This is a genomic window from Cupriavidus sp. FW306-1B-F12B (assembly GCF_058781795.1).
In genome coordinates this window covers 61304-74127 of record NZ_JBYSXC010000006.1, presented here as the reverse complement: position 1 = coordinate 74127, position 12824 = coordinate 61304, and the positions used below count along the sequence as shown (strand labels likewise).

Annotated in this window: 12 protein-coding genes; 5 read left to right on the top strand and 7 right to left on the bottom strand. The window is 67.7% G+C overall.

The window, feature by feature from the left end; all coding sequences use genetic code 11:
* Positions 1-111 precede the first annotated feature (111 nt).
* A complete protein-coding gene (locus tag AC3WLE_RS12270; protein WP_492351739.1) occupies positions 112-438 on the bottom strand; it encodes a hypothetical protein in 327 nt (108 codons plus the stop codon).
* Between the two features lie 256 nt (positions 439-694).
* Between AC3WLE_RS12270 and AC3WLE_RS12265 the strand changes: the two genes are divergently transcribed.
* Complete coding sequence (locus tag AC3WLE_RS12265; RefSeq protein ID WP_492317488.1) at positions 695-1795, top strand: NAD(P)-dependent alcohol dehydrogenase; 1101 nt, start codon at positions 695-697, stop codon at positions 1793-1795.
* Between the two features lie 16 nt (positions 1796-1811).
* Here AC3WLE_RS12265 and AC3WLE_RS12260 read toward each other — a convergent pair whose 3' ends face one another.
* From AC3WLE_RS12260 to AC3WLE_RS12250, 3 genes are all read right to left on the bottom strand, one after another.
* Positions 1812-2249, bottom strand: coding sequence for a hypothetical protein (locus tag AC3WLE_RS12260; RefSeq protein WP_492317489.1), 438 nt, complete (start codon positions 2247-2249; stop codon positions 1812-1814).
* Between the two features lie 8 nt (positions 2250-2257).
* A complete protein-coding gene (lolA, locus tag AC3WLE_RS12255) occupies positions 2258-2893 on the bottom strand; it encodes an outer membrane lipoprotein chaperone LolA (RefSeq protein ID WP_492317490.1) in 636 nt (211 codons plus the stop codon).
* 148 nt (positions 2894-3041) lie between these two features.
* The gene (locus AC3WLE_RS12250; protein WP_492356505.1) at positions 3042-5378 is read right to left on the bottom strand and encodes a DNA translocase FtsK; all 2337 of its coding nucleotides are present in this window, start codon (positions 5376-5378) and stop codon (positions 3042-3044) included.
* Between the two features lie 235 nt (positions 5379-5613).
* Between AC3WLE_RS12250 and trxB the strand changes: the two genes are divergently transcribed.
* From trxB to AC3WLE_RS12235, 3 genes are all read left to right on the top strand, one after another.
* Positions 5614-6579 (top strand): thioredoxin-disulfide reductase, encoded by a 966-nt coding sequence (trxB, locus tag AC3WLE_RS12245; protein WP_010813000.1) that lies wholly within the window; start codon positions 5614-5616, stop codon positions 6577-6579.
* Positions 6580-6693: 114 nt separating this feature from the next.
* Positions 6694-7368 carry a Smr/MutS family protein gene (locus AC3WLE_RS12240; protein WP_492317492.1) on the top strand — a complete coding sequence of 225 codons (675 nt, stop codon included), beginning with the start codon at positions 6694-6696 and terminating at the stop codon, positions 7366-7368.
* A gap of 13 nt (positions 7369-7381) precedes the next feature.
* Positions 7382-8023, top strand: coding sequence for a trimeric intracellular cation channel family protein (locus AC3WLE_RS12235; RefSeq protein WP_011614676.1), 642 nt, complete (start codon positions 7382-7384; stop codon positions 8021-8023).
* Between the two features lie 66 nt (positions 8024-8089).
* Here the strand turns inward: AC3WLE_RS12235 and glnK are convergent, their stop codons facing one another.
* Positions 8090-8428 (bottom strand): P-II family nitrogen regulator, encoded by a 339-nt coding sequence (gene glnK / locus AC3WLE_RS12230; RefSeq protein ID WP_006162803.1) that lies wholly within the window; start codon positions 8426-8428, stop codon positions 8090-8092.
* 246 nt (positions 8429-8674) lie between these two features.
* On the bottom strand, positions 8675-10723 hold the full coding sequence (locus AC3WLE_RS12225) for an NAD(+) synthase (RefSeq protein ID WP_492356504.1): 2049 nt from the start codon (positions 10721-10723) through the stop codon (positions 8675-8677).
* 184 nt (positions 10724-10907) lie between these two features.
* Here AC3WLE_RS12225 and AC3WLE_RS12220 point away from each other — a divergent pair, with 184 nt between their 5' ends.
* Positions 10908-12161 (top strand): GNAT family N-acetyltransferase, encoded by a 1254-nt coding sequence (locus AC3WLE_RS12220; protein ID WP_492356503.1) that lies wholly within the window; start codon positions 10908-10910, stop codon positions 12159-12161.
* A 16-nt stretch (positions 12162-12177) separates the two neighbouring features.
* Here AC3WLE_RS12220 and AC3WLE_RS12215 read toward each other — a convergent pair whose 3' ends face one another.
* Entirely contained in the window at positions 12178-12750 is a 573-nt protein-coding gene (locus AC3WLE_RS12215; RefSeq protein ID WP_492317495.1) for a cytochrome b, read from the bottom strand.
* Positions 12751-12824 lie beyond the last annotated feature (74 nt).

The following is a 12824-nucleotide window of genomic DNA, read 5'->3' as shown; positions in this document are numbered from 1 at the left end:
ATTACATTTCTGTCATGTTGACGCCCGTTGACCGCTCAAGATCAGGGAGATGCCCGCACTAACCTAATCGCCCCTTGTGCGAAGGCGAACCGGCAAGGCGGGCGCCGGATCTCAGCCGCGGCGTACCCAGACCACCTTGCCAGCCTTGACGCCGAGCGCGCGGCGTTGCGGGTTGTAGTCCATGGTGCCGGGGAACTGCTGGCCGTCGCGCTCGCCCAGGCGCCACGCGCAGCCCTGCAGCAGGCCGATGGCCTCGGCCTCGGGCTTGCCGACCAGGGCATCGTCGGCCAGCTTGTCGGCGGCACAGCCCTGCGGCGTGCCACGCGCGCCTTGCGGGCCGGTCGGCGCGGGCGCCGCGCAAGCCGCCAGCAGGGCCCCGCCCGCCGCCAGCATGGCGGACTGGCGCAGCCAACGGCGGATGGTTCGCTTCGCAATCATGTCGTTCTCCTGATGGGTATGGCGAGTATGTGGATGCTGGGACACGCGGCACACCGCGGCGTTCAGCTTCTTTGCACACCGATGTGAAACCTTTGCCAGATTGCCATGTATTGTGCACATTTTCTGTATGGCCTCGGCTTGATCTGGATAAACCGACCTATAACCCAGGCGTGCTATCAGTGAGGAAGCGGGCCGGCAACGTCCCGCACCACTCCACCCACCGCGCGTCCCCCTGCGCCTTCCCTGGGAGCAACGCATGACCGCAATGATGAAAGCCGCCGTTTTTGTCGAGCCTGGCCGGATCGAACTGGCAGACAAGCCAATCCCGGATATCGGCCCCAACGATGCCCTGGTGCGTATCACCACCACCACCATCTGCGGCACCGACGTGCACATCCTCAAGGGTGAGTACCCGGTGGCGAAGGGCCTGACCGTGGGCCATGAGCCCGTCGGCATCATCGAAAAGCTCGGCAGCGCGGTGACGGGATACCGAGAAGGCCAGCGCGTGATCGCCGGCGCAATCTGCCCCAACTTCAACTCCTACGCGGCGCAGGACGGCGTGGCCTCGCAGGATGGCAGCTACCTGATGGCCAGCGGCCAGTGCGGCTGCCACGGCTACAAGGCGACCGCGGGCTGGCGCTTCGGCAACATGATCGACGGTACCCAGGCGGAATACGTGCTGGTGCCCGACGCCCAGGCCAACCTGGCGCCAATCCCCGATGGCCTCACCGACGAGCAGGTGCTGATGTGCCCCGACATCATGTCCACCGGCTTCAAGGGCGCGGAAAACGCCAATATCCGCATCGGCGACACCGTGGCCGTGTTCGCGCAGGGTCCGATCGGGCTATGCGCGACCGCCGGCGCGCGGCTGTGCGGCGCCACCACCATCATCGCCGTCGACGGCAACGACCACCGGCTGGAGATCGCGCGCAAGATGGGCGCGGACGTGGTCCTGAACTTCCGCAACTGCGACGTGGTGGACGAGGTCATGAAGCTGACCGGCGGGCGCGGCGTGGATGCCTCGATCGAGGCACTGGGCACGCAGGCAACCTTCGAGCAGTCGCTGCGCGTGCTCAAGCCCGGCGGCACGCTGTCCAGCCTGGGGGTCTATTCAAGCGACCTGACCATTCCGCTGTCGGCCTTAGCCGCGGGGTTGGGCGACCACAAGATCAATACCGCGCTGTGCCCCGGCGGCAAGGAACGCATGCGGCGGCTGATCAATGTGATCGAGTCGGGGCGGGTCGACCTGGGCGCGCTGGTGACGCACCAGTACAAGCTGGACGACATCGTCGCGGCCTACGACCTGTTCGCCAACCAGCGCGACGGCGTGCTGAAGATCGCCATCAAGCCGCACTGACGGCGGCGCCTCGGGTTCAGCCCTTGGCCCGGGCGGCCAGCGCCTGCATGGCGTCGGCCGGCAGCGGCCCATGGCAGGTGCGCTCGCCGCCGGACTCGCCGACCACCAGCCATACCTGGTCCGGCTGGCCCTTCGGATGCAACAGCCAGGCCGGGCCGCGCGCATTGCTGCTGGGCGGCAGGTCTTCCAGCACGCCGGTGCTGGCCGACTGCAGCATCACCGCGCACTCGGTGGCGGGCACGCGCGTGGCCTTGAGGAAGCCCGGATTGCCCAGCACTTCGGGCAATCCCGAGTCCGGTGCGCGCAGGAAGGAATCGACATCGAACTTGCTGGCGCCGCCGCCGCTGCTGGCACATGCCGCCGTCAGCAGCGCGCCGGCACTGGCCAGCAACACGGCGCGCTGGCCGCGCCGGGAACGGATGGTGACTGCGGGACCTTCCTGCGGATCGTTCATGGCGGGCCTCACTGCTTCATCACATCGGCGCCCTTGGGCACCGTGAACCGGAATGCATCGGCCGCCAGCGGCGGGTTCTTCTGCATGCCCGTGAAGGTCAGCAGGGTGGTGTTGCCGAACGCGTCGCGCAGTTCCATGGCTTCAAGATTGCCGGCCTTGAAGCCGATGCCGATGCGCTCGAACTGCGTGTCCTTGGCCTTGGGCGTCAGCTCCAGCCACTCTACGCCGTCGCGGGTCGGGCCGTTCTTGACCATGAAGTTCTTTTCCAGGTCGTTGCTGCCGAACAGGATCGCCGCCGGGCTGGAGCCGAGTGCACCGTCGAGCTTGCGCTCGGTGACCTGGTTCAGGTCCTTGTCGTAGATGTACAGGGTCTGGCCGTCGGCCTGCAGCAGCTGGTCGTAGGGCTTGGTATAGCGCCAGGTGAACTTGCCCGGGCGCGAGAACACAAAGGTGCCGCTGGAGGTGCCGGTCACCTTGCCGTTGGCGCCCTGCCCCTTGACCTGGCGCTGCGTGAACTCGCCGCGCGCGCTCTTCACGCCGGTGACAAAGCTCTGCAACTGGTCAGTGGCTGCGGCATGGGCCGGCGCCTGGATGGCAAACATCGCCAGCGCGGCGCAGGCCGACACGATGATGCGGTTGCGCATGGTTCGGGTCCTGGTAGTTGTAGGGTGCGTTGCCTGCGCCGCGTCGGGCGCTGGCAACCTGTCCTTTTAGAGCCGCCGGCAGCCCGGGGATTCCGCGCGCCGCAAGCCGGCGGGTAACCGGATATTACGAAGGCTGCGCGAGCGGCGCTCAGTCATCTTCGCGGGCGGCACCGCCACCCTGCACCAGGATGTCGCGGTTGCCATTGCCCGACATGGCCGAGACCATGCCGGCCTTTTCCATGTCCTCCAGCAGCCGCGCGGCACGGTTGTAGCCGATGCGCAGGTGGCGCTGCACCAGCGAGATCGACGCGCGCCGGTTCTTCAGCACCACCTCGACCGCCTGGTCGTACAGCGGATCGGCCTCGCCGCCGCCACCGCCAATGCCGGCACCGCCGCCAAACCCGTCGCCACCGCCGGCGTCATCGGTCAGGCCGCCCTCGAGGATGCCCTCGATGTAGTTGGCTTCGCCGGATTCCTTGAGCTTTTCCACCACGCGGTGGACTTCCTCGTCCGAGACAAAGGCGCCGTGCACGCGCACCGGCAGGCCGGTGCCCGGCGCCAGGTAGAGCATGTCGCCCATGCCCAGCAGCGCTTCGGCGCCCTGCTGGTCGAGGATGGTGCGCGAGTCGATCTTGCTGCTGACCTGGAACGCGATCCGGGTCGGCACGTTGGCCTTGATCAGGCCGGTGATCACGTCCACCGACGGGCGCTGCGTGGCCAGCACCAGGTGCAGGCCGGCCGCGCGCGCCTTCTGCGCGATGCGGGCGATCAGCTCTTCCACCTTCTTGCCGACCACCATCATCAGGTCGGCCAGCTCGTCGATGACGATGACGATGGTGGGCAGCCGGTCCAGCGGCTCCGGGGCGTCCGGGGTCAGGCTGAACGGGTTGGGGATCCTTTCTTCGCGGGCCGCGGCCTCGTCGATCTTCTTGTTGTAGCCGGCCAGGTTGCGCACGCCCAGCTTGCTCATCAGCTTGTAGCGGCGCTCCATCTCGCCGACCGCCCAGTTCAGGGCATTGCCGGCCTGGCGCATGTCGGTCACCACCGGGCACAGCAGGTGCGGGATGCCCTCGTAGACGCTCATTTCGAGCATCTTCGGGTCGATCAGGATCAGGCGTACGCTTTCCGCCTTGGCCTTGTACAGCAGCGACAGGATCATCGCGTTGATGCCGACCGACTTGCCCGAGCCGGTGGTGCCGGCCACCATGCAGTGCGGCATGCGGGCCAGGTCGGCCACCATCGGCTTGCCGGCGATGTCCTTGCCCAGCGCCATGGTCAGGCTGGACGAACTCTCGTTGTAGACCTGCGAGCCGAGGATTTCCGACAGGCGCACGGTCTGGCGCTTCGGGTTGGGCAGCTCCAGCCCCATGTAGTTCTTGCCCGGGATGGTCTCGACCACGCGGATCGACACCAGCGACAGCGAGCGCGCCAGGTCGCGCGCCAGGTTCACCACCTGGCTGCCCTTGACGCCGGTGGCCGGCTCGATCTCATACCGCGTGATAACCGGGCCCGGGTAGGCCGCCACCACCTTGACCTCGACGCCGAAGTCCTTGAGCTTTTTCTCGATCAGGCGCGAGGTGAACTCCAGGGTCTCGGCGCTGACAGTTTCCTGGTGCGGCGGGATCGGGTCCAGCAGCGACAGCGGCGGCAGGTCCGAGTCCTGGATATCGGCAAACAGCGGCTGCTGCTTCTCGCGCTCGACGCGCTCATGCTTGGGCACCGCCTGCGGGCGCACGATCTGCACCGGCGCCGCCTCTTCGATGCGCACGCGCTGCACCTCGACGGTTTCCTTGCGCTCGGTCTTGGCGGCCTCGCCGATGATGCGGTCCTGCTTGCTCTCGCGGCGGGCCTTGAAGCCCAGGAACAGGGTCTCGACAAAGCCGCCGACGTGCTCGGCCACGGTCAGCCAGGAGAAATGGAAGAACAGCGACAGCCCGATCGCCAGCAGCAGCAACAGCAGCAGGGTCGCGCCGGTGAAGCCCAGCGCCACCTGCAGCCAGCCGCCCAGCAGGTCGCCCAGCACCCCGCCCGGCGCGCGCGGCAGCGCGGCGCGCAGCGGGTACATGCGGATCGCCTCCAGGCCCATGCTGGAGAACAGGGTCAGCCCGAAGCCGATCCAGCTGACGGTCACGCCCTGGCGGTGCAGGCCGGGATCCGCGCGCTCGGGCAGCTCGGCAGTCAGCGTGCGCCAGCCGCGCCAGCAGCGGCGCACCAGCAGCACCGCCAGCCAGTAGGCGGAAAAGCCGAAGATGAAGAACAGCACGTCGGCCACCCAGGCGCCGACGCGCCCGCCCAGGTTGTGGATATCGGCCACCTGGTTGGCATGCGACCAGCCGGGATCGGTCTTGCTGTAGCTGGCCAGCACGCACAGGAAACCCAGCGTGACGGCAAGCAGCAGGAACCAGCGGACCTCTCCCAGCAGTTTGCCGATGCGGGATGGCAAGGCTGAGGGATCGGTGCGGGTGGTCGTGGTAGCTCGGGCCATGCCTGGTTAAGACTCGCGTGTAAGGTGATTCCGGACGTGTTTCGGGCCGATGCCGGCAGCGGTCAGTGGTCGCTCACCAGGTGACTGACGGTCATCGTGGCGGCCATTTTAACGTGGCCCGAGACTATCGCACTCATTGGAATTTGCAACAGTGAGCAAATGCGGCTCCTCTTATAATGTCGCTTTCGAGCAAATGCCGGTGGGCAGCATGCCGCACCGGCCACAGGAACGCATCATGGCAAAACACGCAAAAGTGCTGATTCTCGGTTCTGGTCCCGCCGGCTATACCGCCGCGGTCTACGCGGCCCGCGCCAACCTGGAACCGGTGCTGATCACCGGCCTGGCACAGGGCGGCCAGCTGATGACCACCACGGACGTCGAGAACTGGCCGGGCGATGCCAAGGGCGTCCAGGGTCCTGAACTGATGCAGCGCCTGCTGGCGCACGCCGAGGAATTCAAGACCGAAATCATCTTCGATCACATCCACACCGCCAAGCTGGTGGACGACAACGGCCAGCCGGCCCGCCCCTTCCGCCTGATCGGCGACGCCGGTGAATATACGTGCGACGCGCTGATCATCGCCACCGGCGCCTCGGCGCAGTACCTGGGCCTGCCGTCCGAAGAGTCCTTCATGGGCCGCGGCGTGTCGGCCTGCGCCACCTGCGACGGCTTCTTCTACAAGAACCAGGAAGTGGCCGTGGTCGGCGGCGGCAACACCGCCGTGGAAGAGGCGCTGTACCTGTCGCATATCGCCAGCAAGGTCACCGTGATCCACCGCCGCGACAGCTTCCGCGCCGAGCCGATCCTGGTCGACCGCCTGCTGCAGCGTGAAAAGGAAGGCCGCGTGGTGATCCGCTACGACAGCGTGCTGGACGAGGTGCTGGGCGACGAATCCGGCGTGACCGGCATCCGCGTGCGCGGCACCAAGACCGGCCAGGCCGAGGACCTGAAGCTGGCGGGCGTGTTCATCGCCATCGGCCACAAGCCCAACACCGACCTGTTCGAAGGCCAGCTGGCCATGGAAAACGGCTACCTGGTGACCAAGTCGGGCCTGCAGGGCGACGCCACCGCCACCAGCGTGCCGGGCGTGTTTGCCGCCGGCGACGTGCAGGACCATGTCTACCGCCAGGCTATCACCAGCGCCGGCACCGGCTGCATGGCCGCGCTGGATGCCCAGCGCTTTGTCGAAGCCCTGAAGTAAGCACCGCCCCCTCCGCCGGCCGGGCCGCCACGGCCCGCCGGCGCGTCCCCCTGCGGCATCTCCTGCCGCCCCGCCAGTCGATATAATCTGCGCCGAGCCCCCGGAGATTTTTCAATGACGCACGGCGCCCGCAAACCCGACCGACCGCCCCAACGTTTCGGCCTGAACGACCTTGCCAGGCTGCGCGACACCCTCAAGGCCGATACCGAGCGCCGCGAAGCCGAGCGCGTGGCCGCCGAGCAGGCCGCCCGGCGCGCCCGTGAAGAGGCCGACGTCTTCCGCACCAGCGTGGGCCAGGTCAGCCAGCTGCGCGACCGCAACCGCGCCCCCGTGCCCGCCAGCAAGCCCGCCCCGGTGCCGGTGCAGTCGCGCCGCAACGACGAAGCCGTGCTGGCGGCCTCGCTGTCCGATGATTTCGACGTGGAAAGCCTGCTGGAAACCGACGAGACCCTGTCGTTCCGACGGCCCGGCATCGGCATGGACGTGATCCGCAAGCTGCGCCGCGGCGAATGGGTGCCGCAGGACAAGGTCGACCTGCACGGCCTGCGCAGCGACGAGGCGCGCGAGGCGCTGGCCGAGTTCCTGCGCCGCTCGGTGCGCAACGGCGTGCGCTGCGTGCGCGTGATCCACGGCAAGGGCCTGGGCTCGCCCGACAAGCTGCCGGTGCTCAAGGGCAAGGTGCGCAGCTGGCTGGTGCAGAAGGAGGAAGTGCTCGCCTTCGTGCAGGCGCGCGAGGCCGAAGGCGGCGCCGGCGCGCTGATGGTGCTGCTGCGCCAGCCGCGCACCTGACGCATCGCCACGGATGCACGTTCCGCTTGAATTGCTGATGGGGCGGCTGCCCCTGATCCTCCACATCATGGAGGTGATCGGCGTGCTCGCCTTCGCGGTCTCGGGCGTGGTCGACGCACGCAAGCAGCGCCTGGACGTGGTCGGCACCTTCGTGGTGGCCTTTGCCACCGCCTTTGGCGGCGGCACCGTGCGCGACGTGCTGCTGGACCGGCGCCCGTTCTACTGGGTCGACCACGAAGGCTACGTGCTGCTGATCTTCGTGATGTCGTTCGGCGCCTCGTTCGTGCTGCGTGTGGTCAGCCGCGTGGCCTCGGACCGGGCCATGATCGTCGCCGACGCGATCGGGCTGGGGCTGTTCTCGGTGACCGGCGCTTCGCTGGCGCTGGTGGCGCAGATGACGCCCACCGTGGCGGTGATGATGGGCATCATCTCGGCCGTGTTCGGCGGCGTGGTGCGCGACGTGCTGTGCAATGAGGTGCCGATGATCCTGCGCGACCGCTCGCCCTACGCCACCTGCTCCTTTGTCGGCTGCTGGATCTATGTCGGCATGACCTGGCTGGCGGTGCAGCAGGAAGCGGCGCTGCTGACCGGGGCGGTGGCGATCATCGCCATGCGGCTGGTGTCGGTGCGCTACGGGTGGAAGCTGCCCAGCTGAACCGCACGCACCAATGAAAACGCCGCCCTGCAAGGCGGCGTTTCGCTATCCTGGCCCACCCGAGGCTCAGACCGCGGCTTCGTCCTGCTCGCCGGTGCGGATGCGGATCACGCGCTCGATCTCGGTGACGAAGATCTTGCCGTCGCCGATCTTGCCGGTGTGGGCGGCCTTGACGATGGCGTCCAGCACGGTGTCCAGCTGATTCTCGGCCACCACCACTTCGATCTTGATCTTGGGCAGGAAGTCGACTACGTACTCGGCGCCACGGTAGAGCTCGGTATGCCCTTTCTGGCGGCCAAATCCCTTCACTTCGGTCACCGTCAGCCCGGTCACGCCGACGTCGGCCAGGGCTTCACGCACCTCGTCGAGCTTGAACGGTTTGATGATGGCGGTAATCTGCTTCATGACTGGCCCCTGTTTATCGTTTGTTCACGCGCCTAGCGGCGCATCGCCGCGGTCGCGGCGCTCTCCGGGTGGCATTTTACCAGCCCTTGGCCGCTTGCAATTCCGCCTGCCCCACAGCCGGCGCGGCCGCAGCATTGGCTAGCGCGCATCCGGGCACGCCCCGGCCCTGTGGATAAACCTGTGGACAGCCACTGGAGAAGCTGTGCACAAGCCGCCACCCAAGAGGCGGGGCTACCGGCGCTGCGCTCAATCCGGCACCTTCTCCAGGTCCGCCAGCCACACCACCGACTCTGAATCGCTCGGCGCGCGCCAGTCACCGCGCGGCGACAGCGATCCGCCCGAGCCCACCTTGGGCGCGTTCGGGATGCATGAGCGCTTGAACTGGCTGGTGCGGAAGAAGCGGTCCAGGAAGATCGCCAGGTTGCGCTTGATCTCCGGCAGCCCGTACTGGTTGCGCACCACATGCGGGCCATTGGGCCAGACGCCGCGCTCGCGGTCGCCCCAGGCATGCAGCGCCAGGAAGGCGATCTTGGACGGCGTGAAGCCGAAGCGCAGCGTGTGGTAGAGGTTGAAGTCCTGCAGCTCATACGGGCCGATGGTGCTCTCGGTCTTCTGCTCGGGGCCGTGGTTGCTGTCGCCCGGGACCAGCTCGGGGCTGATGTCGGTGTCGAGCACGGCCAGCAGCACGTCGGAACCGCCCTCGCCCACCTGCCCGCTCTCGGCCACCCAGCGCACCAGGTGCGAAATCAGCGTCTTGGGCACGCTGGCGTTGACGTTGTAGTGCGACATATGGTCGCCCACGCCATAGGTGCACCAGCCCAGCGCCAGTTCGCTCAGGTCGCCGGTGCCGATCACGATGGCGTGGTGGAAATTGGCCAGACGGAACAGGTGGTTGGTGCGCTCGCCGGCTTGCACGTTCTCGAAGGTCACGTCGTAGACCTTCTCGCCGGCGGCGTACGGGTGGCCCAGGTCCTTCAGCATGGCCAGGCACGACGGGCGGATATCGATCTCGGTCGCGGTGCAGCCCACCACCTGCATCAGCTGGCGCGCCTGCAGCAGGGTGCGGTCGCTGGTGGCAAAACCCGGCATGGTGTAGGCCAGGATATTGGCGCGCGGCAGGCCCAGGCGGTCCATCGCCTTGGCGCAGACCAGCAGCGCATGGGTGGAATCCAGCCCGCCGGACACGCCGATCACCACCTTGCTGATCTTGCTGGCCGACAGGCGCTGCACCAGCGCCTGCACCTGGATGTTGTAGACCTCCATGCAGCGTTCGTCGCGCTGGCGCGGATCGGCCGGCACGTACGGGAAGCGCGCCACGCTGCGCGCCAGCGGCAGCGACTTCTCCAGCGTCAGGTCGAGCAGGAAGCGCACCACGCGGAACTTGTCCACTTCTGCCTTGTGCCGGCGCACCGAGTGGCCGAAGGTGACCTGGTGCATGCGCTCGCGCGACAGCCGTTCGACGTCGATATCGGCGCAGAGCAGGTGCGAGGTATCGGCAAAGCGCTCGGATTCGGCCAGCAGCTCGCCGTTCTCGCAGATCAGCGCCTGGCCGTCCCAGGCCAGGTCGGTGGAGGACTCGCCCTTGCCGGCCGAGGTGTACAGGTAGGCCGCCAGGCATCGCGCCGACTGCTGCGAGACCAGCTGGTGCCGGTAGCCGGCCTTGCCGACCACGATATTCGAGGCCGACAGGTTGACCAGCACCGTGGCCCCGGCCAGCGCCGCGAACGACGACGGCGGGATCGGCACCCAGACGTCTTCGCAGATTTCTGCGTGGAAGCGGAAGTCGGGGATGTCTTCGACATCGAACAGCAGCCCGGCGCCGAACGGCACGTCCTGGCCCAGCAGCCGGATCGTCTCGACCGCGGCGTTGTCGGCGGCGCTGAACTGGCGCGCCTCGTAGAACTCCCAGTAGTTCGGCAGGTAGGACTTGGGCACCACGCCCTGGACATGCCCACGCGCCACCACCACGGCGCAGTTGAACAACTGGTGCTCGACCCGCAGCGGCATGCCGACGATCAGCGCCGCCGGCAGCTTGCGCGAGGCCTCGACGATGGTGGCCAGCGCCGCCTCGCAGGCGTCCAGCAGCGCGCGCTGGTGGAACAGGTCGTCGCAGGTGTAGGCGGAGATGCCCAGCTCCGGGAACGCCACCAGCACGGCGCCCTGCTGCGCCGCCTGCGCCGCCAGGGCAATGGTCTCGGCGGCGTTGAAGGCCGGGTCGGCCACCCGGCAGACGGGCACGCCCACCGCGACACGCGCAAAGCCGTGGGAATACAGGTTGAAAAACGGGTTCTTCATATCGGGCCTTGGTTATCGAACCATGCGGACCATGCCGCCGCCTGAGGCATCCCGGGATGCCTCGGCAAGCACTGGTGACGAGGATGCTCCATTTTACGACGCCCGCCCCGCGCCTGCCGTGCGGCGCAGCAACGGCGCATCGTTTCCGGTAGACTCGATCGATCCACAGACGGGAACTGGTGCAATGCAGTCTGAATCATGCGTGCCCGGCGAGGGCAAGGACCAGCGCCAGCCGGCACAGCACAAGCGCAAGTCGGCAGGCGACCCTGCGCAGGAATACCGTACCGAAATCATCTCCGACCTGGGCGAGATCGATGCCGCCGCCTGGGACGCCCTGGTGGCGCACCACGCCGACGCCACGCCGTTCCTGAAGCATGCCTTCCTGCACGCCCTGCACACCAGCGGCAGCGCCTGCGCCGAGACCGGGTGGAACCCGCGCTACCTGACGTTGTGGGCGCCGGCCAAGGACGGCCGCCCGGAACGGCTGGCCGCGGCCATGCCGCTCTACGCCAAGGCGCATTCCTATGGCGAATATGTCTTCGACTGGGCCTGGGCCGACGCCTATGCCCGCAACGGGCTCGAGTACTACCCCAAATGGCTGGCGGCAATTCCCTTCACGCCGGTGCGCGGCGCGCGGCTGCTGGCCGAAGACGCCCATGCGCGCCGCCTGCTGCTGCGGATGGCGCTGGCGCTGGCCGCCGAAAGCCAGATGTCGTCGCTGCACATCCTGTTCCCCGACGAGGCGGAAGCCGCCCTGATGCAGCAGGCCGGCATGCTGATGCGGCACGGCGTGCAGTTCCACTGGACCAATGACGGCTACGGCAGCTTCGACGACTTCCTGGCCACGCTGTCGCAGAAAAAGCGCAAGAACATCCGCGCCGAGCGCCGGCAGGTGGCGCAGGCCGGCATCAGCTTTCGGCGCCTGCGTGGCGCGCAGATCGACGACGACGCGTGGAAATTCTTCAACCGGTGCTATCGCCAGACTTACCGCGAGCACCATTCCACGCCCTACCTGAACCTGGATTTCTTCCGGCGCATCGGCGCCGCCATGCCGCAGCACCTGCTGCTGGTGATCGCCGAGCGCGACGGCCAGCCCATCGCCAGTTCGCTGCTGGTCTATGACGATACGCCGGAAGTCAGCACGCTCTACGGGCGCTACTGGGGCGCGCTGGAGCACTACGCCTGCCTGCACTTCGAAACCGCGTACTACCAGCCGCTGGAATTCTGCATCGAGCAAGGCATAGGCACCTTCGAAGGCGGCGCCCAGGGCGAGCACAAGATGGCGCGCGGCTTCCTGCCGGTGGCCACGCGCTCGGCCCACTGGCTGGCGCATCCCGCCTTTGCCGATGCCGTCGAGCGCTTCCTTGAGCGCGAGCGCCAGGGCATCGACGCCTACCTGGACGAACTGGGCGAACGCAACCCGTTCGCCCGCGCCTGAACACGCAAGCCGGCGCTCAGCGCCACATCCGCCGCAGCGTGTTGTCGCCCAGCATGTAGTGGTGGAACAGCGACGCCATCGCGTGCAGGCCGATCACCAGGTAGAAGGCGGTGCCCAGGGTCTCGTGGACCTCCTTGACGGTGTCCTTCAGTGCCGGGTCGGCCGCCACCAGCGCCGGCACTTCCAGCCCCAGCGAAGGCAACGCCAGCAGGTGGCCGCCAGCGTTCATCGCCAGCAGCCCCAGCAGCGGCTGGGCCAGGATATACAGGTAAAGCACCCAGTGCATGGCCTCGCCGGCCAACTGCATCCAGCGCGCGCCCGGCTCCGGCGCGGGCGCGCCGCGCACCAGGCGCCACAGCAGGCGCGGCACCGCCAGCAGCAGCACCAGCGCCCCCGCCCATTCATGGACTGTCATGGCCAGCGCGCGCGGCGGCGTGCCCTTGGCAAAACTGCCCTTCAGCTCGATCGCGGCATAGGCCAGCGCCACCAGCAGGAATACCGCCCAGTGGAAGCACACCGCCAGCCGGTCATAGCGACGCAGCGGCGACAAGGCCTGCGGCAATGCCTGGATTTCGGTGATGGGATTCATGAGGACTCCTCTTGTCAGCACCCGCATAGCGTAGCGCAAGGCGCTTGCCCGGATGCTGCCGTGCATCAAGCGCG